Below are 18,153 nucleotides of genomic sequence, written 5' to 3' on the forward strand. Positions count from 1 at the left end.
GCCTGGATTATGCGAGATCGCGCAGGGCGTGCGCGATCCTGTTTTGGGCTGACCGGACGAGGGCTTACCGGCGGCGAAACTGTCCGCCGCGCGGCGGTGCGCCGCGGGGAGGGCCGCCGGCGCCAGCCGGACGTTCGTCCTTGTGCCGGAAAATCAGGCGGCCCTTTTCCAGGTCGTAGGGTGACATCTCAATGGTCACCCGGTCGCCTGCCAGTGTCTTGATCCGGTTCTTCTTCATCTTGCCTGCGGTGTAGGCAACGATCTCGTGTCCGGCATCGAGCTGGACGCGATAGCGCGCATCGGGAAGGATTTCGGTCACCAGTCCTTCAAACTGGATCAGTTCTTCTTTCGCCATAAGGTCTCCAGATTTCTAAATTGAGTTGTCCATCAAAAGCTACGAACGCTGCGGGCGCTGATGAGGCTTGTGGCCTTGCGCCTTCGCAGGCCGGCTTTCCCGGTGAAGAAATGCGACGCCCTGAATACCATCGCCACCGTTGCCATGAGAAGTCCGTGGCTGCTCATTGCGCGTATTCTGGCGGGTATTTTCGTGACGTCCGCTCTCGTGACGGTTGGTCTGGACCATGCCGTTACCGCCACCGGGACGCCTGCGGCGGCGAGGACCCTTCGAGCCGGGGGCGCCTTCGTTGGCGCGGGCACCCTGGCCGTTATGGCCATGGCCGTGAGATGACCGCCCTTGCCGCTGCTGGGCGGCCGGAGCCGGGCGCTGCTGATGCTGTCCGGGGGTGCGGCGGTCTTCCTTCGGCAGGGTGACCTTGATCAGCCGCTCGATGTCGCGCAGGTAGCCAAGTTCCTCTGCGCCTGCCACAAGCGAAATCGCGGTGCCGTCCGCTCCTGCGCGGGCCGTGCGGCCGATGCGGTGGACATAGGTTTCCGGCACGTTGGTCAGGTCGAAGTTGATGACATGGCTGATGCCGTCGACGTCAATGCCGCGCGCGGCAATGTCGGTGGCCACCAGGGTGCGGATATCGCCGGTCCGGAATGCCGCCAGCACGCGCTCGCGGTGGTTCTGGGACTTGTTGCCGTGGATCGCTTCAGCCGGAATCCCCGCTTTAACAAGGCCTTTCACGACCTTGTCGGCGCCATGCTTGGTGCGGGTAAACACCAGCGCGCGGTTGACCGGTTCGTTCTTGAGAAGCTGGGCCAGAATGGCGGGCTTGGCCGAATGATCGACCTGCAGCACCTTCTGGGTGATGCGCTCGACCGTCGAGGACACCGGCGTCACGGCGACACGCGCCGGATCGTTCAGCATCTGGTCGGCGAGATCGGCGATGTCCTTCGGCATGGTGGCCGAGAAGAACAGGGTCTGGCGCTTGATCGGCAGCTTGGCGACGATTTTGCGGATGTCGTTGATAAAGCCCATGTCGAGCATGCGGTCGGCTTCGTCGAGGACGAGGAATTCGACCTGATTGAGCTTGAGCGCGTTGCCCTGAACCATGTCGAGCAGACGGCCCGGCGTCGCCACCATGACTTCGACGCCCTGCATGACGGAGCGGACCTGACGGCCCATCGGCACGCCGCCGATGGCCAGCGCCGAGGTCAGGCGCATATGCCGGCCATAGGCGTTGAAGCTGTCGAGGATCTGGCCGGACAATTCGCGGGTCGGGCTGAGGACCAGCACGCGGCAGGTCTTCGGCTGCGGCTTGATGCGATTCTCGAGCAGGCGATGCAGGATCGGCAGCGCGAAGGACGCGGTCTTGCCGGTACCGGTCTGGGCGATACCAATGACGTCGCGACCGGTGATCGCGATGGGAATGGTCTGGGTCTGGATTGGGGTGGGCGTGACGTAATTTTCTTCTTTAAGCGCACGCGAGATGGGATCGGCGAGGCCGAAATCCTGAAACGAGGTCAAAAGGGTATCTTTCTATGAGTCGCAACGCACGCCCGGCAGGATGCCGGGTGCGGGCGGGTGTCGGAGACACCCGCGTGTCTGGGGCGTCGGCTCTGTTAGCTGAAGGGGCAAGCCAGAAACCGTTTTACGGAATCCGTACACGCGGCTCGCAAGGACCCGATGATTCTCAAGGTCGTGGCGCTGATATGGAGCAGGAACACGGCGCTTTCAAGGTAAATCGGCCCCCGTTGCTGCCGGAGCGGCTCTTTTCGTCGTCGGGACACGCGCGGTATGGGCCACAGCTGCTCGATTTTTATACAGATGCGAAGAATTGATCATTATTTATGCAAATGGCGAATGCGACATCATCGCGATTGCCCACGAATAAGGCAGCAAAAATACACTTTGGGCGACTGGAGAAATTACCATAGATAAATCAGATAATTAGGCAAATTCCCTCCATGGCATAGTTCTTGCGATTCCCTTAACGCCGCCGGCCGGTGAGCCGGCGCGAAGCGTTTCACGTCTGCGTCAGGGAGATGACATCGCATGACTAGGCATTTCAACACCACTGCAGTTGCACCCTTCAGCCGCCGTAAATGGCTGGCCGCAACTGCGGGTCTTTTTTTGGGCCTCGCCTCGATCGGCGGGGCGAAGGCGCAGGACACCATCAAGGTCGGCGTCCTTCATTCGCTTTCCGGAACCATGGCCATCAGCGAAACCACGCTGAAGGATACGATCCTCTTTCTCATTGATGAGCAGAACAAGAAGGGTGGCGTTCTCGGGAAGAAGCTTGAGGCCGTCGTCGTCGATCCGGCGTCGAACTGGCCGCTGTTCGCCGAGAAGGCGCGCGAGCTGATCACCAAGGACAAGGTGTCCGTGGTGTTCGGCTGCTGGACCTCAGTCTCGCGCAAGTCGGTGCTGCCGGTGTTCAAGGAACTGAACTCGATCCTGTTCTATCCGGTGCAGTACGAAGGCGAGGAGAGCGAGCGTAACGTGTTCTACACGGGTGCGGCGCCAAACCAGCAGGCGATTCCTGCCGTCGACTATCTGATGAAGGAAGAAAAGGTGAAGCGCTGGGTGCTGGCCGGCACCGACTACGTCTATCCGCGCACCACCAACAAGATTCTGGAAGCCTACTTGAAGTCGAAGGGCGTCAAGCAGGAAGACATCATGATCAACTACACGCCGTTCGGTCACTCTGATTGGCAGACGATCGTCGCCGACATCAAGAAGTTCGGCTCGGCGGGCAAGAAGACGGCGGTGGTTTCGACCATCAACGGCGACGCCAACGTGCCGTTCTACAAGGAGCTCGGCAACCAGGGCATCAAGGCGACCGACATTCCGGTCGTTGCGTTCTCGGTCGGCGAAGAAGAACTTGCCGGCATCGACACCAAGCCGCTGGTCGGCCATCTCGCCGCCTGGAACTACTTCGAGTCGATCAAGACTCCGGAGAACGAGGCTTTCATCAAGTCCTGGCAGGCCTACACCAAGAATCCGAAGCGCGTGACCAACGATCCGATGGAAGCGCATGTGATCGGCTTCAACATGTGGGTGAAGGCTGTCGAGAAGGCCAAGTCGGTCGATCCTGACAAGGTGATCGACGCGCTTCCGGGCACCAAGACCGCGAACCTCACGGGCGGTGTCTCGGAAATGCTGCCGAACCACCACATCACCAAGCCGGTGTTCATCGGTGAGATCAAGGCCGACGGCCAGTTCGACGTGGTGTGGAAGACCCCGGGCCTTGTTGCAGGCGATGCATGGTCGAAGGAGCTCGAAGGCTCCAAGGACCTGATCGGTGACTGGGTTGGCAAGAAGTGCGGCAACTTCAACACCAAGACCAACAAGTGCGGCGGTCAGGGCTCCTGATCTGTCCTGCGTCTTGACTTGAACAATCGGAAGGCGGCGGCAGTCGCCGCCTTCCTCCCACCTCTGCCGGGGTTGTCACGTGTTTTCTTCATTCCTTCATCGCTGCCGCGCGGCAGTCATTGCGCTGATGCTTGTGGCCGCTTCAAGCCTGCCGGTTCTCGCCGGGCCCTTTGAAGATGCGGTTGCGCAATTGGCCAACGATTCATTTTCCGATACCGAAGCGGCCGTCGGTGTGCTCGCGACCAGCGGCAATCCGCTCGCGCTTCCGATCATCGACGCGCTTTCGGATGGCCGGCTGCTGGCCGACCCGCAGAGCAAGAAAGTTTTCTATACCGACAAGAGCGGCAAGACCTTCAATGCCGCGACTGGCGAAGCGGCGGCTGCGCCGTCCGGCGCGGTGGCTGTTCGTCTTAACAACCGGCTGCGCAGGGGCGTCGAGGCCGCGCTCGGCGGGCTGACGCTGCTGTCGCCCGATCCGGGAAAGCGCATCCAGGCCGCGCAATCCGTCTTTAAGAGCCATGACGCCGCTTTCCTGCCGGTGATCGACTCGGCGCTGCAGAAGGAAACCAATAGCGGCGCACGGCGCGCCTTCGCCGAAGCCAGGGCTGCGATCATTCTGTTCGACCCGAAAGAATCCGAAGCCGCCAAGCTCGATGCCGTGCAAGTGATCCGCGACCGCGGCGATCAGGAGGCGCTGGCGATGCTGACCGGCCTGTCGTTCGATCCGTCGTCGGCGCTGGGACGCGGAACCGCCGCGGCCATCAGTTCGATCCAGAGCAAGCTGGCGATCTGGGCAGCCGCGCAGAACGCATGGTACGGCCTCTCGCTCGGCTCGGTGCTGCTGCTTGCGGCCATCGGTCTTGCCATCACCTTCGGCGTGATGGGCGTCATCAACATGGCGCATGGCGAAATGGTCATGATTGGCGCTTACGTGACTTTCATGGTGCAGGAGGTGATCCGCACCCGCTATCCCGGCCTGTTCGACTACTCGCTGCTGATCGCGGTGCCGCTCGCATTCCTGGTCGCGGGTCTGATCGGAGTCATCATCGAGCGCAGCATCATCCGCTTCCTTTACGGCCGTCCGCTGGAAACCCTGCTCGCGACCTGGGGCCTGTCGCTGGTGTTGCAGCAGGCGGTGCGCACCATGTTCGGCCCGACCAATCGCGAGGTCGGCAATCCGTCCTGGATGAGCGGCGCATTCGAGATCGGCCAGATGACCATCACCTACAACCGACTCTGGATCGTGGTCTTCACGATGGTGGTGTTCTTCCTGCTGCTCGGCATGCTGCGCTTCACCGCGCTGGGGTTAGAAATGCGCGCGGTGACCCAGAACCGGCGCATGGCCGCGTCCATGGGCATCGCCACCTCGCGCGTCGACGCGCTGACCTTCGGTCTCGGCTCCGGCATCGCGGGCATCGCAGGCGTGGCGCTGTCGCAGATCGACAATGTCAGCCCCAATCTCGGCCAGAGCTACATCATAGACAGTTTCATGGTCGTGGTGTTCGGCGGCGTCGGCAATCTGTGGGGCACGCTGGTCGGCGCCATGACGCTTGGCATCGCCAACAAATTCCTTGAACCTGTGGCCGGCGCGGTCCTCGGCAAGATCGCGATCCTCGTGCTGATCATCCTCTTCATTCAGAAGCGGCCGCGCGGCCTGTTCGCGCTCAAGGGCCGGTCGGTGGAAGCATGACTCCGCACATTCTCACCCGTTCACTGAACAAGGGCGCGACTGCCTTTCTTCTGATCGTCGTCGCGGTCGGCATTCTCGTGCCGTTGTCGAACCTGTTACTGCCTGAATCGTCGCCGCTTCAGGTGCCGACCTACCTGATGGCGCTGTTCGGCAAGTATCTCTGCTACGCCATTCTAGCGCTTTCGATCGACCTGATCTGGGGCTATTGCGGAATCCTCTCGCTCGGTCACGGCGCTTTCTTCGCGCTCGGCGGTTATGCGATGGGCATGTACCTGATGCGCCAGATCGGCGCGCGGGGTGTCTATGGCAACCCGGTGCTGCCGGACTTCATGGTGTTCCTGAACTACAAGGCGCTGCCATGGTATTGGTACGGCTTCGACATGTTCTGGTTTGCGGCGCTGATGGTGCTGCTGGTGCCGGGTCTGCTGGCCTTCTGCTTCGGCTGGCTCGCCTTCCGGTCGCGCGTGACCGGCGTCTATCTGTCGATCATCACTCAGGCGATGACTTATGCGCTGCTGCTGGCGTTCTTCCGCAATGACTTTGGCTTTGGCGGCAACAACGGCCTGACCGATTTCAAGGACATCCTCGGCTTCAACGTGCAGGCGCAGGGCACGCGCGCCGCTTTGTTCGTGCTGTCATGTCTGGCGCTCGCTGTGGCGTTCCTGATCTGCCGCGCCATCGTGACCTCGAAGCTCGGCAAGGTGCTGATCGCGATCCGCGACGCGGAATCGCGCACACGCTTCCTCGGCTATCGTGTCGAGAACTACAAACTGTTCGTGTTCACCCTGTCGGCCTGCATGGCCGGGGTCGCCGGTGCGCTGTATGTGCCGCAGGTCGGCATCATCAATCCGGGCGAGTTCGCGCCGGGTAACTCGATTGAAGCCGTGATCTGGGTGGCCGTCGGCGGACGCGGAACGCTGATCGGCGCGGCGCTCGGTGCGGTGGTCGTGAACTACGCCAAGACCGTCTTCACCTCCGGCGTTCTGGCGCCCTACTGGCTGTTCATGCTGGGCGCGCTGTTCATTCTGGTGACGCTGCTGCTGCCGAAGGGCATTGTCGGCACGGTCAAGGACTGGTGGGCCGGGCGGCGGGATCAGCTTGCGGCGGATGAAGCCAGCGCCGCGGCGGAAGACGGCGTGACCAAGCCGGGCCTTAAACCCGGTCTCGCGGAGTAAGGCACATGAACGTCATGGATACCCGCGCCACCTCCGCCATGCTCTATCTCGACGGTGTGCATGTGTCGTTCGACGGCTTTCATGCCATCAACAACCTGTCGCTGACCATTGCACCCGGAGAGATGCGCGCCATCATCGGCCCCAACGGGGCCGGCAAGACCACGATGATGGACATCATCACCGGCAAGACCAGGCCGGACGAGGGTGATGTTCTGTTCGACGGCAAGGTCGATCTGACCCGGCTGGACGAAACGCAGATTGCCGAACTCGGCATCGGCCGAAAATTCCAGAAGCCGACGGTGTTCGAGAGCCAGACGATCGAGGACAATCTCCTGCTGGCGCTGAACGTCGATCACAAGGTGCGCGGTACGCTGTTCTGGCGCGAAACACCGGACGAAAGCGAGCGGATCGAGCGTGTGCTGGAAACCATCCGGTTGAAGGATTCCCGAAACCGTCTCGCGGGCGCGCTGTCGCACGGCCAGAAGCAGTGGTTGGAGATCGGCATGTTGCTGGCACAGGACCCCAAACTCTTGCTGGTCGACGAGCCGGTGGCGGGCATGACCGATGTGGAGACGCATCAGACCGCCGAACTGCTGAAAGAGATCAACAAGGAAAAGACGGTGGTGGTTGTCGAGCACGACATGACATTCGTGCGCGAGCTCGGGGTTCGCGTCACCTGTCTGCATGAAGGCTCGGTTCTGGCGGAAGGCACGCTCGATCAGGTTTCGTCGAACGAGCGCGTCATCGAAGTGTATCTGGGGCGCTAACGCATGATCCCGAAAAGTGGGTACCGGTTTTCGGGCAAGATCATGCGCAGAAAGAAAATGTCATGCTGAGCGTCAACAACATCACTCTCTACTACGGCGCGGCGCAGGCCTTGCGCGGCGTCTCGCTGACCGCGGAGCCGGGCAAGGTGACCTGTGTGCTCGGCCGTAACGGCGTCGGCAAGACGAGCCTGCTTCGCGCCATGGTCGGGCAATATCCGATCAGGGATGGTTCGATCACCTTCGACGGTGCCGACCTCGGTCCCCTGAAGCCTTATGAGCGCGCGCGCAAGGGGATCGGCTTTGTGCCGCAGGGCCGCGAGATCTTTCCGCTGCTGACGGTGGAGGAAAACCTCAAGACCGGTTTCGGTCCCCTCAAGCGCGATGACCGCACCATTCCGGATGACGTGTTCTCGCTGTTTCCGGTGCTGAACACCATGCTGGGGCGGCGCGGCGGCGATCTTTCGGGCGGTCAGCAACAGCAGTTGGCCATCGGCCGCGCGCTGGTGATGCGGCCAAAACTGCTGCTGCTCGACGAGCCGACCGAAGGCATCCAGCCGTCGATCATCAAGGATATCGGCCGCGCCATTTCCTATCTGCGCAGCCTGGGCACGATGGCGATCGTGCTGGTCGAACAATATCTCGACTTTGCCTGCGAGCTCGGCGACAATTTCGCGGTGATGGATCGCGGCGCGGTGAAATATACCTGCGACCGCAGCAATCTCGATCCCGCCGAGATCAGCCGGCAAATGGCGCTCTGACGGGACAACCATCGGCCGGGGCGGATGCAAAGCGGAATCATATCGTCGGCGGAGACCTTCGCGGCCAACCGGGCGGTTGGCGCTGTCAAATTTGACGTCCATCTGAAGGATGGCGCGACGCGGCGGCGCCAGCTTCATGAGTCGGGCTCGCTCCGCGTGCGATTTCCCTCGCCCGAGCAGCAGGGCCTGTCAGCGGTGTTCGTGAACACGGCAGGCGGCGTTGCCGGTGGCGACCGCTTCGATATCGACATCGCCGCGGAAGACGGTGCGCATCTGACGGTCACGACGGCTGCGGCCGAGAAGGTCTATCGCTCGCATGGACCGGAGGCGCAGGTGAATATCGCGCTACGCGCAGGACATGATGCGCGCCTGGCATGGCTGCCGCAGGAAACCATCGTGTTCGATCAGGCCCGCGTCGCGCGCCGGATTGACATTGATCTGTCGTCCTCGGCATCGCTGCTGCTCTGTGAAATCGTGGTGTTTGGCCGCGCCGCCATGGGCGAGGTCATGGCGCGAGGGAGTTTCACCGACCGCTGGCGGATGCGGGTTGGCGGCAAGCTGGCATTCGCGGAAACGGTGCGGCTCACCGGCGATATCGCGGAAAAGCTGGCGCGCCGCGCGGTCGCCAACGGCGGTGTCGCCGTCGGCACGGCGCTGATCGTGCCGGGCGATGAGGCCATTGTTGAGCGTGTTCGCGAAGCATCGGATGCATTCGGTACGGACGTCGGCATCTCCGCGTGGAACGGATTTGCAATGGCGCGCTTCTGCGCACAAGATGCGGCAAAGCTCCGCGCCGATATGATGAAAGTGCTGGAACGTGTGAGTCCGTCGGGCCTGCCAAGGCTGTGGCTCAACTAGTTCTGGTTTAACGAAACTCCGCTCAACTGGACTTCAGACACCGGATAATGCCCGCATGAATTTGTCTCCCCGCGAAAAAGACAAGCTCCTGGTTTCCATGGCCGCCATTGTCGCGCGGCGGCGCCTCGAGCGCGGCGTGAAACTCAACCATCCCGAAGCGATTGCGATCATCTCCGACTTCATCATCGAGGGCGCGCGCGACGGCCGCACGGTCGCCGATCTGATGAAGGCCGGGGCGGAAGTCATCACGCGCGAGCAATGCATGGACGGCATCGCCGAGATGATTCACGACATTCAGGTCGAGGCGACGTTTCCCGATGGAACGAAGCTGGTCACCGTTCACGAACCCATCCGATAAGGACGTTACATGATCCCCGGTGAACTCTTCATCAAGGACGGCGACATCGAACTCAACGCCGGCCGCAAGACGGTGACGCTGACGGTCGCCAATACAGGCGACCGGCCGATTCAGGTTGGCTCGCATTACCATTTCTTCGAGACCAATCCCGCGCTCAAGTTCGACCGCAAGAAAGCGCGCGGCATGCGACTCGACATCGCGGCAGGGACAGCCGTGCGCTTCGAGCCGGGGCAGACGCGCGAGGTCCATCTCGTCGCGCTCGCCGGCAAGCGGACGATCTACGGTTTCCGCGGCGATGTGATGGGCAAGCTGTGAGCGGCATCATTTTCAATTCAGGGGCATTATAATGGCCACCAAAATTTCCCGCTCCGTCTATGCGGACATGTTCGGGCCCACCACGGGCGACAAGGTCCGGCTTGCCGACACCGATCTTATTATCGAGGTGGAGAAAGATTTCACCATCTACGGCGAAGAGGTGAAATTCGGCGGCGGCAAGGTGATCCGCGATGGCATGGGTCAAAGCCAGATCACCAACAGGCAGGGCGCGGCCGATACGGTCATCACCAATGCGCTGATTGTCGATCACTGGGGCATCGTCAAGGCGGACGTTGCCATCAAGGATGGCCTGATTTCGGCAATCGGCAAGGCGGGCAATCCGGATATCCAGCCCGGCGTGACCATCGTGATCGGCCCCGGCACCGACATCATCGCAGGCGAAGGCAAGATTCTCACCGCTGGCGGCTTTGACTCGCACATCCATTTCATCTGTCCGCAGCAGATCGAGCACGCACTGATGAGCGGCGTCACCTCCATGCTCGGCGGCGGCACCGGCCCGTCGCACGGCACCTTCGCCACGACCTGCACGCCGGGGCCATGGCACATCGCCAGGATGATTCAGTCGTTCGATGCGTTTCCGGTCAACCTCGGCATTTCCGGCAAGGGCAACGCCTCGCGGCCCGCCGCGTTGATCGAGATGATCAAGGCCGGCGCCTGCGCGCTGAAGCTGCATGAGGACTGGGGCACGACGCCAGCGGCCATCGACAACTGTCTCTCGGTCGCCGACGATCACGACATTCAGGTGATGCTGCACTCGGACACGCTGAACGAGTCCGGCTTTGTCGAGGATACGATCAAGGCGTTCAAGGGCCGCACCATTCATGCCTTCCACACCGAAGGCGCGGGCGGCGGACATGCGCCGGACATCATCAAGGTCGCGGGCCTGAAGAACGTGCTGCCGTCGTCCACCAATCCAACGCGGCCGTTCACCCGCAACACCATCGACGAGCATCTCGACATGCTGATGGTCTGCCACCATCTCGATCCGTCGATCGCGGAGGATCTGGCGTTTGCCGAAAGCCGCATCCGCAAGGAGACCATCGCGGCGGAGGACATCCTTCACGATCTCGGCGCGCTCTCGATGCTGTCGTCGGATTCGCAGGCGATGGGCCGCCTCGGCGAAGTCATCATCCGCACCTGGCAAACCGCCGACAAGATGAAGAAGCAGCGCGGCGCGTTGCCGGAAGACAAGGGCAAAGATAACGACAACTTCCGCGTGAAGCGCTATATCGCGAAATACACCATCAATCCGGCGATCGCCCATGGCGTGTCGAAGCTGATCGGTTCGGTCGAGAAGGGCAAGATGGCAGACCTCGTATTGTGGTCGCCGGCGTTCTTCGGCGTGAAGCCGGATTGCATCGTCAAGGGTGGGTCGATCGTGGCCGCGCCGATGGGCGATCCGAACGCCTCGATCCCGACTCCGCAGCCGGTGCACTACCAGCCGATGTTCGGCGCTTACGGCAAGGCGCGGACGGCGTCGTCGGTCGTGTTTACGTCCAAGGCTGCTGTCACCTCGGGACTGGGCAAGAAACTCGGCATCGACAAGAAGCTCTATGCTGTTTCAAACACCCGTAGCCGCATTTCCAAGAAAAGCATGATCCATAACGGCGCCACACCGGACATCGAGGTCGATCCCGAGACATACGAGGTGCGCGCCGACGGCGAATTGCTGACCTGCGCGCCCGCCGAGGTGTTGCCCATGGCGCAGCGCTATTTCATGTACTAGGGTCCCCCGACCTCAAGAAACAGCCGGGAGGATATCTTGATTTACGTTGTTGCGACCCTGACCATCAAGCCTGAGACACGCGCGGACATGATTGCCGCGGCGAAAGCCTGCATTGCCGAAACCCGCAAGGAGCCAGGCAATATCGCTTACGATCTGCATGAGAGCGTGACCGATCCGACCAAGCTCGTGTTCGTCGAGCAGTGGGAAAACGCCGAGGCGCTGGTGCCGCATCGCTCCATGGAACACATGAAGACGTTTGGCCGCGTCGTGGTGAAGTGCCTCGCTGCGCCTCCGAAGATCGAAGTCATCACGCCGGCAAATGTGGAAGTGCGATGATCTACGTCGTCGCTACGACCAAGGTGAAGCCTGAGCACCGCGCGGCCTATGTCGCCGGTGCGAAGGACTGCATCGCAGAGACCCGCAAGGAGCCGGGCTGTGTCGCCTACGATCTTCATGGCAGCGTGTCCGATCCGGATACGTTCGTGTTCGTCGAGCGCTGGGAGAGTCACGACCATCTCGCCGCGCACCGCCTGACGCCGCATCTGAAGGCGTGGCGCGCTCTCTCGGGGCCGTTCAAGGCATCGCCAACCAATATCGAAGTCATCATTGGCGGCGAAGTGCAGAAGCTGACATCATGATCCGCGCCACGCAGGTCCGCCCGCAGGTTCGCTGGACCGAGGCCGCCGCCGATACGGTGGTGCTCGACTTCGACGACCGGCATCGCCGCCGCATGGCGATGACCGGCACGCGCGGGCTGGAATTCCTGCTGGACCTGGAAGAAGCTGTCGCGCTGCGCGGCGGCGATGGGCTGGTGCTGGAAGACGGGCGGCTGATCGAAGTGGTCGCCGCGCCCGAGCCTCTGGTGGAAATCCGCGGCGCCGATCTGCATCATCTGGTGCGGATCGCCTGGCATCTCGGCAACCGTCATCTGCCGACACAGATCGTCGGCAAGGGCCTGCGGATTCGCCGCGATCATGTGATCGAGGACATGGTGCGCGGGCTTGGCGCGCGCGTCATCGTCATCGAAGCCCCGTTCGATCCCGAAGGCGGCGCCTATGCCGGTGGCGGTCATGCCGGGCATGGCCATCATGATCACGGTCACGCGCGTCATGGTCACGATCATGCTCACCACGATCATGGTCATGACAAGCATGACCACGATCATCATCACGGTCACAGCCATGCTCATGACCACGGGCACTGATCGCGATCCGCTGGATCTTCACGCCGACGCCGATGAGTCGGCTGCGCTGTTCCGCCTGATGACCTGGCTGTCGCCGTCGTTCCCGGTCGGCGCTTTTTCCTATTCCAGTGGAATCGAGTGGGCCGTCGAGGCCGGCGATATCACCGACGCGATGACGCTGCAGGACTGGCTTGCAGCCATGCTGCTGGACGGCGCCGGTTTCTGCGACGGAACACTGCTGTGCCATGCCTATCGCGCGGCTGCCGATGGGGACGGAAAAGCGCTGACCGATGTTGCGGAACTTGCAGCGGCGTTCGTGCCCTCGCGGGAGCGGCATCTGGAAACCACCGCGCAGGGACGGGCCTTTGTCGACATGGCACGCTCGGCCTGGCATTGCGACGCGCTCGACCTTCTGGCGTCACACGTCACCGGCCCGGTGACTTATCCGGTCGCGGTGGGCGTGACAGCAGCGGGGCACCGGATTCCTGTCGGACCGACGCTGCATGCGTTCTTGCACGCAACGACATCGAACTGGATTTCTGCCGGCGTCCGCCTCATTCCGCTGGGACAGACCGACAGCCAGCGCACGCTGGCGGCGCTGGAGCCTGTTATCGCCGCGACGGCGGAGAAATCGCTGGATGCCTCGCTTGAAGATCTTGGCAGCGCCACGTTCCGCGCCGACCTCGCAAGCATGCGCCACGAGACGCAATACACCCGGCTGTTCCGGTCCTGAGAAAGGTTTTGTGATGAGCACCAGCATGAACGGCCCGCTTCGCGTCGGCATCGGCGGCCCGGTCGGATCGGGCAAGACGGCGCTGATGGATTTGCTCTGCAAGTCGATGCGCGAGCACTACGACATCGCGGCGATCACCAACGATATCTATACCAAATGGGACGCGGAATTCCTGGTCCGCTCCGGCTCGCTGACGCCCGATCGCATCGCGGGCGTCGAAACCGGCGGCTGTCCTCACACCGCGATCCGCGAGGATGCCTCGATGAATCTCGCCGCGGTTGCCGACATGCGGATGAAATTTCCCGATCTCGATCTGGTGCTGATCGAATCCGGCGGCGACAATCTCGCCGCGACCTTCTCGCCCGAACTGGCGGACCTGACCATTTACGTGATCGACGTTGCCGCGGGTGACAAGATTCCCTCCAAGGGCGGCCCCGGCATCACGCGCTCGGATCTTCTCGTCATCAACAAGATTGACCTCGCGCCGCATGTCGGGGCGTCCCTCGAGAAGATGGATACCGATGCCAAGCGGATGCGCGGCGAACGCCCGTTCGTGATGACCAACCTGAAAAAGAATCAGGGACTGGATCGCATCATCAGCTTCATCGAAGCCAAGGGCGGGCTCCGGAGCGCGCGTCCGGCTGCCGCGCGTGGCAAGGCCGGCTGACGGAACCTGGCATCCCGGTATGATTCTCTATGGAGGCAGGCAGGAACGCAGGCCCGGTGAGGGTGTTAGTCCTGCATGAAGCAATCATCGTTCGACACATCAGGCAGGGATTATCCGGGCAGGGATTATAGCGGCGTCTTTCTGGGCGCGATCCTGCTTGGGATTCTGGTGGTGGTAACCAGTCTGGCGATGACCGCGCCATAGGCGTTGGCGGTCGCGCGTGTTTACCATGACCGCCGACAGGTATATTTTCCGGGTCGCGGGAACCATCTCAAGGCATTTACATTAATCCAATCGCGGCGCATTCCGCGCCGGCTGTTGCCCCGACGAACTGGGCAGAAACAGAGTATCATGACCGCCAGTTCGGACGTTGCGTACCGTTCCGATTTCCCCCGCCGCAGGTTCGCAGGCGGGGCTTCATTTTCATCACCCGCCGTTTTCGAGTAAGTGCGTGCTTCGTCTTGGCCTCATCATCGGACTGATGGCGATTATCGGAGTTGTGATCTCCGGTCTCGTCGCCATGAAGGTCTATGATCAGGAACTCTCGATCGGCCGGATCGATCTGGCGCGCTCGGTGGATACCCATGCCAGCTTGGTCCAGGAACGCCTCAGCGAACGGGAACTGCTGGCGCGTGTCGCGGTCGGCCTGTTCCGGTTTCCGTCGGCCAATATGGCGACTGCCCTGCAGCCGCTGCGCTCCTCGATCTACGCCTTCAAGACCGATTTTATTGTCGCAAGCTGGGTCGCGCGCGTTTCCCGGTCGGAATTCGCGCGGGCGCAAAACGATCTGAAGGTGGCCGGCTTCCCCAATCCGGTGCTCCGGAATATCGACGATACATTGCTGAATCCGGCCACGGTGCCCGACCCGGCGGCGATCGTGATGGACGTCGAGCCGCAGAACGACGAGACCAAGGCCTTTGCCGGGCGTGTTCTGGATAATCATCCGGTCATCGCGCCCATGCTCAAGCGCGCCGTGGAAGAGGACAGGCCGGTATCGTCGAATCCCTTTGAACTGCTGCGCGTGGGCGGGCCGATGGGCATCGTTCTGGCGTCTCCGGTCCGGACCGAAACCGGGACCAGCGTCGCGGGCTTCCTGACGATTTCCTACCGCCTTGCGCCGCTGATGCTCGCCAATGACGACCAGTCGCTGTTTTCGGTGGCGCTGCGCGACCCGCGGAACGCTTCGGACAATCTTGTCGCGGACGCGGAGGGCAATGTGACGCCGGTCCGGCTGCAGTCGGATGCGGAAAATCCGCCGCTGGTGAGGGTGGTGACCTTCGGAGCGCGCGACTGGACGCTGATTTATTACGCCAAGACCAACGCCGCGACCCGCGCGCAGGAGCTTGCCGGTATCGTCATGCTGATCGGCGTGGCGTTGACGCTCATCCTGTGTGGCCTGTTCGGCTATGTCTCCTACAACAATCTGCGTCTCAGCCGCGAAATCCAGACCCGCATCGATTTTGAGCGCCGGCTGACGGCGGTGATCGACGAACTGAACCACCGCGTGAAAAACATTCTGGCGGTGATCCAGTCGATCGTGACCCGAACCATGCGCCATGGCGCGGATATCGACATTGCGCGCGATCTTCTGATCGGGCGCATCCACGCCATGTCCCATGTCGTGTCGCTCCTCAGCGAAAGCCAGTGGCAGGGCGTCAAGCTCAGGGGCCTGTTCGAGCCGCGCGCCATTCCCCATGCCGACCGCATCGCGTTGAGCGGGCCCGATGTCACCGTCAGCGCGCGCGCCGCGCAAAGCCTTTCGCTTTTGTTCTTCGAGCTTGCATCCCATGCCGATGAGGGCTTGTCGCTGGTCGGCAAGCATCCGCATATCGTCGCGACCTGGAGCGTGAGTGCGCCGCCGGACTCCGTGTTTCATTTCCGCTGGGAGGAATTCAACACCAGCGCGGCCACCCGAAGGGCTGACAGCGAATTCGGAATTGTCCTTCTGGATCGAGTCGCGCCCGAAGCGCTCGGCGGCACGTCGAAGCGCTATTTCACCGATGTTAGCTATGTCTATGAACTGACAGCGCCGATGGAAACGGTGGTGGACGAGACCGAGAAGGATCGCACCGAGCGCATCGGCAAGCCCGTCAAGAAGCGCTGAGACCACGTCAGGAACAATTTTTCCGGGGCTGCATTGAGCCGCACAGGCTGATGCAAGGAAAGCGATATGGGACGTTATTTGTTGTTGTGGCTGCTCGGAGTGCCGATTCCGATCCTGGTTCTGATCTGGGCCTTTGGCGGCCTGAATTGAATGTTCACGTCATCTAATTACTATAAGAAAGGCGGCCACCTGGGTGGCCGCCTTTTCGCTGTTCGCACTTCGTAAGACAGCGGCTAGCCGCTACCTCCGCCGATCACGGCGCGAATGGTGTTGTCGGGCCCGAAATCCTCGGCGCCCTCGACGTAGAGAAGCGCACTCAGTTTCGAGCGCGCGCGGTTCACGCGGCTCTTGATGGTGCCGACAGCGCATCCGCAGATCGCCGCCGCGTCCTCATAGGAGAACCCCGACGCACCCACGAGGATCAGCGCCTCGCGCTGGTCCTGCGGCAGCTTGTCGAGCGCGACCCGGAATTCCTCGAACTCCAGATGCGAGCCCTGTGCAGGCTGCGACTTCAGCGTCTTGGCGTAATTGCCCTCGGCATCCTCGACCTCACGCCGGCGCTTGCGATAGTCCGAACGGAAAAGGTTGCGCAAGATGGTGAAAAGCCAGGCGGCCAAATTCGATCCCGGCTGAAAGGAATCAATGTGCGCCAGCGCGCGCAGCAAGGTTTCCTGCACCAGATCGTCGGCGCGGTCCGCATTGCCACTGAGTGAGATTGCGAATGCGCGGAGGCTGGGCACGGTCGCAAGAATATCGTCGCGAAGAGAATCCGTGAGGGGCATTAGTCCCTCCCATCTTTTGTCGGGTCTCCAGTGATCTGCGCGGCAGCTTCCTGGGAATCGAGCTGACGGATCAGATCGGCAAAACGGTCCGGCACGCCCTGACGTACGACGTCGTCATACATCGCACGCAACTGGTGCCCGATACGGGATTGGATTTCGGCATTGAGACCACCTTGCTTGCCGGATCCGGTGGACGCCTTACCTTGTGGAGGCTTCAAATCTTTCATTGGCGAGGTCCGTTGTCGTCCCACGTGGGAGCTAGATTAACTAGCTGATTATGCTATGTTTTTTATCTCGTCGAAGCCTTTCAGCCCCATCGTCATGCAGTCGTCAACGAGGGGATAGGCAGAAAGTTCCGGGGGCAAGGAACTTTTCTTGGCTTAAGGCGTAAATAGCTGGAAGCGGGGAACCGGGGTCGCCAGAGTGCGCATCGGCCCGCATGATCCTGATGAAGATTGATGATTGGAGGGGGTATGTCTCGTTCTCAGCTTGTTGCTGAACATCTGCCACTGCTGCGCCGCTATGCCCGTGCGCTCACCGGAAGCCAGGCATCGGGCGACGCCTATGTGGCGGCGATGCTTGAAGCGTTGCTTCAGGATCCCTCTCTGCTTGAAGAAAAGCTTGGGCCGCGGGTCGGGCTGTTCCGGCTGTTCACCCAGATATGGAATTCGGTCTCACTCAACGAGGACTCCGACAAGGGGCCAGCCCCGGCGGGATCTGAACAGCGGTTGTCGAATTTGACCGCGCTGACCCGTCAGGCATTCCTCTTGCTGTCGCTTGAAGGCTTCTCGGAAGAAGAAGTGGCTCATATCCTCGACACTGACGTGGCGAAGGTGCGTGAACTGACGGATGCCGCCGGGCGCGAACTGGCCGCGGAGATCGCGACCGATGTCCTGATCATCGAGGACGAGACCTTCATCGCCATGGACCTCGAAAGCCTGGTGAAGAACCTCGGTCACAACGTGATCGGCGTGGCGCGGACACACACCGACGCCATTGCTCTGGCGAAGGCAAAGCAGCCGGGTCTGATCCTGGCAGATATCCAGCTTGCCGACGGCAGTTCCGGTCTCGATGCGGTGAACGAGCTTTTGAAGTCGTTTGAAGTGCCGGTGGTGTTTATCACCGCTTATCCCGAGCGCTTCCTGACTGGCGAACGGCCTGAACCGGCGTTCCTGATTTCCAAGCCGTTCCAGCCGGCCATGGTGTCAGCCGTGGCCAGCCAGGCCCTGTTTTTCCAGCGCAATTCCAGGAGCAGGCCGAAAGCTGCGGCGTCCTGACCGCGCTGCAGACAGCAGTTT

General features: G+C 61.7%; 21 protein-coding genes. 17 read left to right on the forward strand and 4 right to left on the reverse strand.

Going from position 1 to position 18,153, the window contains the following annotated elements; translation table 11 throughout:
• Nucleotides 1-64 precede the first annotated feature (64 nt).
• Both infA and HMPREF9696_RS17795 read right to left on the reverse strand, forming a co-directional pair.
• Entirely contained in the window at nucleotides 65-355 is a 291-nt protein-coding gene (infA, locus tag HMPREF9696_RS17790; RefSeq protein ID WP_002714434.1) for a translation initiation factor IF-1, read from the reverse strand.
• 39 nt (nucleotides 356-394) lie between these two features.
• The gene (locus HMPREF9696_RS17795) at nucleotides 395-1,870 is read right to left on the reverse strand and encodes a DEAD/DEAH box helicase (protein ID WP_002714435.1); all 1,476 of its coding nucleotides are present in this window, start codon (nucleotides 1,868-1,870) and stop codon (nucleotides 395-397) included.
• A 528-nt stretch (nucleotides 1,871-2,398) separates the two neighbouring features.
• Here HMPREF9696_RS17795 and urtA point away from each other — a divergent pair.
• The 16 genes from urtA (at nucleotide 2,399) to HMPREF9696_RS17870 (ending at nucleotide 16,073) form a co-directional block, all read left to right on the forward strand.
• Entirely contained in the window at nucleotides 2,399-3,718 is a 1,320-nt protein-coding gene (gene urtA / locus HMPREF9696_RS17800; RefSeq protein ID WP_002714436.1) for an urea ABC transporter substrate-binding protein, read from the forward strand.
• Between the two features lie 127 nt (nucleotides 3,719-3,845).
• A complete protein-coding gene (urtB, locus tag HMPREF9696_RS17805; RefSeq protein ID WP_002714437.1) occupies nucleotides 3,846-5,408 on the forward strand; it encodes an urea ABC transporter permease subunit UrtB in 1,563 nt (520 codons plus the stop codon).
• Nucleotides 5,405-6,583 (forward strand): urea ABC transporter permease subunit UrtC, encoded by a 1,179-nt coding sequence (gene urtC / locus HMPREF9696_RS17810; protein WP_002714438.1) that lies wholly within the window; start codon nucleotides 5,405-5,407, stop codon nucleotides 6,581-6,583. The genes urtB and urtC overlap by 4 nt, the downstream gene beginning before the upstream one ends.
• Before the next feature lie 5 nt (nucleotides 6,584-6,588).
• Nucleotides 6,589-7,350: an urea ABC transporter ATP-binding protein UrtD gene (urtD, locus tag HMPREF9696_RS17815; RefSeq protein ID WP_002714439.1), complete on the forward strand. Its 762-nt coding sequence runs from the start codon at nucleotides 6,589-6,591 to the stop codon at nucleotides 7,348-7,350.
• A 62-nt stretch (nucleotides 7,351-7,412) separates the two neighbouring features.
• Entirely contained in the window at nucleotides 7,413-8,108 is a 696-nt protein-coding gene (gene urtE / locus HMPREF9696_RS17820) for an urea ABC transporter ATP-binding subunit UrtE (protein ID WP_002714440.1), read from the forward strand.
• Nucleotides 8,109-8,132: 24 nt separating this feature from the next.
• The gene (locus HMPREF9696_RS17825) at nucleotides 8,133-8,966 is read left to right on the forward strand and encodes an urease accessory protein UreD (protein ID WP_002714441.1); all 834 of its coding nucleotides are present in this window, start codon (nucleotides 8,133-8,135) and stop codon (nucleotides 8,964-8,966) included.
• A 55-nt stretch (nucleotides 8,967-9,021) separates the two neighbouring features.
• The gene (locus tag HMPREF9696_RS17830; protein WP_002714442.1) at nucleotides 9,022-9,324 is read left to right on the forward strand and encodes an urease subunit gamma; all 303 of its coding nucleotides are present in this window, start codon (nucleotides 9,022-9,024) and stop codon (nucleotides 9,322-9,324) included.
• Nucleotides 9,325-9,333: 9 nt separating this feature from the next.
• Nucleotides 9,334-9,639, forward strand: a complete 306-nt coding sequence (locus HMPREF9696_RS17835; RefSeq protein WP_002714443.1) for an urease subunit beta — start codon at nucleotides 9,334-9,336, stop codon at nucleotides 9,637-9,639.
• Between the two features lie 31 nt (nucleotides 9,640-9,670).
• Nucleotides 9,671-11,386 (forward strand): urease subunit alpha, encoded by a 1,716-nt coding sequence (gene ureC / locus HMPREF9696_RS17840; RefSeq protein ID WP_002714444.1) that lies wholly within the window; start codon nucleotides 9,671-9,673, stop codon nucleotides 11,384-11,386.
• A 36-nt stretch (nucleotides 11,387-11,422) separates the two neighbouring features.
• A complete protein-coding gene (locus HMPREF9696_RS17845; RefSeq protein WP_002714445.1) occupies nucleotides 11,423-11,722 on the forward strand; it encodes a putative quinol monooxygenase in 300 nt (99 codons plus the stop codon).
• Nucleotides 11,719-12,024, forward strand: a complete 306-nt coding sequence (locus HMPREF9696_RS17850) for a putative quinol monooxygenase (protein WP_002714446.1) — start codon at nucleotides 11,719-11,721, stop codon at nucleotides 12,022-12,024. The genes HMPREF9696_RS17845 and HMPREF9696_RS17850 overlap by 4 nt, the downstream gene beginning before the upstream one ends.
• Nucleotides 12,021-12,590 carry an urease accessory protein UreE gene (locus tag HMPREF9696_RS17855; protein ID WP_002714447.1) on the forward strand — a complete coding sequence of 190 codons (570 nt, stop codon included), beginning with the start codon at nucleotides 12,021-12,023 and terminating at the stop codon, nucleotides 12,588-12,590. The genes HMPREF9696_RS17850 and HMPREF9696_RS17855 overlap by 4 nt, the downstream gene beginning before the upstream one ends.
• A complete protein-coding gene (locus tag HMPREF9696_RS17860; RefSeq protein ID WP_040302151.1) occupies nucleotides 12,568-13,302 on the forward strand; it encodes an urease accessory protein UreF in 735 nt (244 codons plus the stop codon). Before HMPREF9696_RS17855 ends, HMPREF9696_RS17860 begins: the two co-directional genes overlap by 23 nt.
• 13 nt (nucleotides 13,303-13,315) lie before the next feature.
• Nucleotides 13,316-13,969 carry an urease accessory protein UreG gene (ureG, locus tag HMPREF9696_RS17865; RefSeq protein ID WP_002714449.1) on the forward strand — a complete coding sequence of 218 codons (654 nt, stop codon included), beginning with the start codon at nucleotides 13,316-13,318 and terminating at the stop codon, nucleotides 13,967-13,969.
• 75 nt (nucleotides 13,970-14,044) lie between these two features.
• Complete coding sequence (locus HMPREF9696_RS22145; RefSeq protein WP_009735143.1) at nucleotides 14,045-14,173, forward strand: hypothetical protein; 129 nt, start codon at nucleotides 14,045-14,047, stop codon at nucleotides 14,171-14,173.
• A gap of 247 nt (nucleotides 14,174-14,420) precedes the next feature.
• On the forward strand, nucleotides 14,421-16,073 hold the full coding sequence (locus HMPREF9696_RS17870) for a CHASE domain-containing protein (protein ID WP_002714450.1): 1,653 nt from the start codon (nucleotides 14,421-14,423) through the stop codon (nucleotides 16,071-16,073).
• 233 nt (nucleotides 16,074-16,306) lie between these two features.
• Here the strand turns inward: HMPREF9696_RS17870 and HMPREF9696_RS17875 are convergent, their stop codons facing one another.
• Both HMPREF9696_RS17875 and HMPREF9696_RS17880 read right to left on the reverse strand, forming a co-directional pair.
• The gene (locus tag HMPREF9696_RS17875; RefSeq protein WP_002714451.1) at nucleotides 16,307-16,855 is read right to left on the reverse strand and encodes a sigma-70 family RNA polymerase sigma factor; all 549 of its coding nucleotides are present in this window, start codon (nucleotides 16,853-16,855) and stop codon (nucleotides 16,307-16,309) included.
• A complete protein-coding gene (locus tag HMPREF9696_RS17880; protein ID WP_002714452.1) occupies nucleotides 16,855-17,082 on the reverse strand; it encodes a NepR family anti-sigma factor in 228 nt (75 codons plus the stop codon). The genes HMPREF9696_RS17875 and HMPREF9696_RS17880 overlap by 1 nt, the downstream gene beginning before the upstream one ends.
• 246 nt (nucleotides 17,083-17,328) lie before the next feature.
• Here HMPREF9696_RS17880 and HMPREF9696_RS17885 point away from each other — a divergent pair, with 246 nt between their 5' ends.
• Complete coding sequence (locus tag HMPREF9696_RS17885; protein WP_002714453.1) at nucleotides 17,329-18,132, forward strand: response regulator; 804 nt, start codon at nucleotides 17,329-17,331, stop codon at nucleotides 18,130-18,132.
• Nucleotides 18,133-18,153 lie beyond the last annotated feature (21 nt).

The sequence above is a fragment of the Afipia clevelandensis ATCC 49720 genome (genome assembly GCF_000336555.1).
GTDB lineage: Bacteria > Pseudomonadota > Alphaproteobacteria > Rhizobiales > Xanthobacteraceae > Afipia > Afipia clevelandensis.

What these genes read in the sequence shown, in the direction of transcription:
- infA (WP_002714434.1), bottom strand. Translation starts at nt 355, where the DNA reads ATGGCGAAAGAAGAACTGATCCAGTTTGAAGGACTGGTGACCGAAATC.
- urtA (WP_002714436.1), top strand. Translation starts at nt 2,399, where the DNA reads ATGACTAGGCATTTCAACACCACTGCAGTTGCACCCTTCAGCCGCCGT.
- urtB (WP_002714437.1), top strand. Translation starts at nt 3,846, where the DNA reads ATGCTTGTGGCCGCTTCAAGCCTGCCGGTTCTCGCCGGGCCCTTTGAA.
- urtC (WP_002714438.1), top strand. Translation starts at nt 5,405, where the DNA reads ATGACTCCGCACATTCTCACCCGTTCACTGAACAAGGGCGCGACTGCC.
- urtD (WP_002714439.1), top strand. Translation starts at nt 6,589, where the DNA reads ATGAACGTCATGGATACCCGCGCCACCTCCGCCATGCTCTATCTCGAC.
- urtE (WP_002714440.1), top strand. Translation starts at nt 7,413, where the DNA reads ATGCTGAGCGTCAACAACATCACTCTCTACTACGGCGCGGCGCAGGCC.
- HMPREF9696_RS17825 (WP_002714441.1), top strand. Translation starts at nt 8,133, where the DNA reads ATGCAAAGCGGAATCATATCGTCGGCGGAGACCTTCGCGGCCAACCGG.
- HMPREF9696_RS17830 (WP_002714442.1), top strand. Translation starts at nt 9,022, where the DNA reads ATGAATTTGTCTCCCCGCGAAAAAGACAAGCTCCTGGTTTCCATGGCC.
- HMPREF9696_RS17835 (WP_002714443.1), top strand. Translation starts at nt 9,334, where the DNA reads ATGATCCCCGGTGAACTCTTCATCAAGGACGGCGACATCGAACTCAAC.
- ureC (WP_002714444.1), top strand. Translation starts at nt 9,671, where the DNA reads ATGGCCACCAAAATTTCCCGCTCCGTCTATGCGGACATGTTCGGGCCC.
- HMPREF9696_RS17850 (WP_002714446.1), top strand. Translation starts at nt 11,719, where the DNA reads ATGATCTACGTCGTCGCTACGACCAAGGTGAAGCCTGAGCACCGCGCG.
- HMPREF9696_RS17855 (WP_002714447.1), top strand. Translation starts at nt 12,021, where the DNA reads ATGATCCGCGCCACGCAGGTCCGCCCGCAGGTTCGCTGGACCGAGGCC.
- HMPREF9696_RS17860 (WP_040302151.1), top strand. Translation starts at nt 12,568, where the DNA reads ATGCTCATGACCACGGGCACTGATCGCGATCCGCTGGATCTTCACGCC.
- ureG (WP_002714449.1), top strand. Translation starts at nt 13,316, where the DNA reads ATGAGCACCAGCATGAACGGCCCGCTTCGCGTCGGCATCGGCGGCCCG.
- HMPREF9696_RS22145 (WP_009735143.1), top strand. Translation starts at nt 14,045, where the DNA reads ATGAAGCAATCATCGTTCGACACATCAGGCAGGGATTATCCGGGCAGG.
- HMPREF9696_RS17875 (WP_002714451.1), bottom strand. Translation starts at nt 16,855, where the DNA reads ATGCCCCTCACGGATTCTCTTCGCGACGATATTCTTGCGACCGTGCCC.
- HMPREF9696_RS17880 (WP_002714452.1), bottom strand. Translation starts at nt 17,082, where the DNA reads ATGAAAGATTTGAAGCCTCCACAAGGTAAGGCGTCCACCGGATCCGGC.
- HMPREF9696_RS17885 (WP_002714453.1), top strand. Translation starts at nt 17,329, where the DNA reads ATGTCTCGTTCTCAGCTTGTTGCTGAACATCTGCCACTGCTGCGCCGC.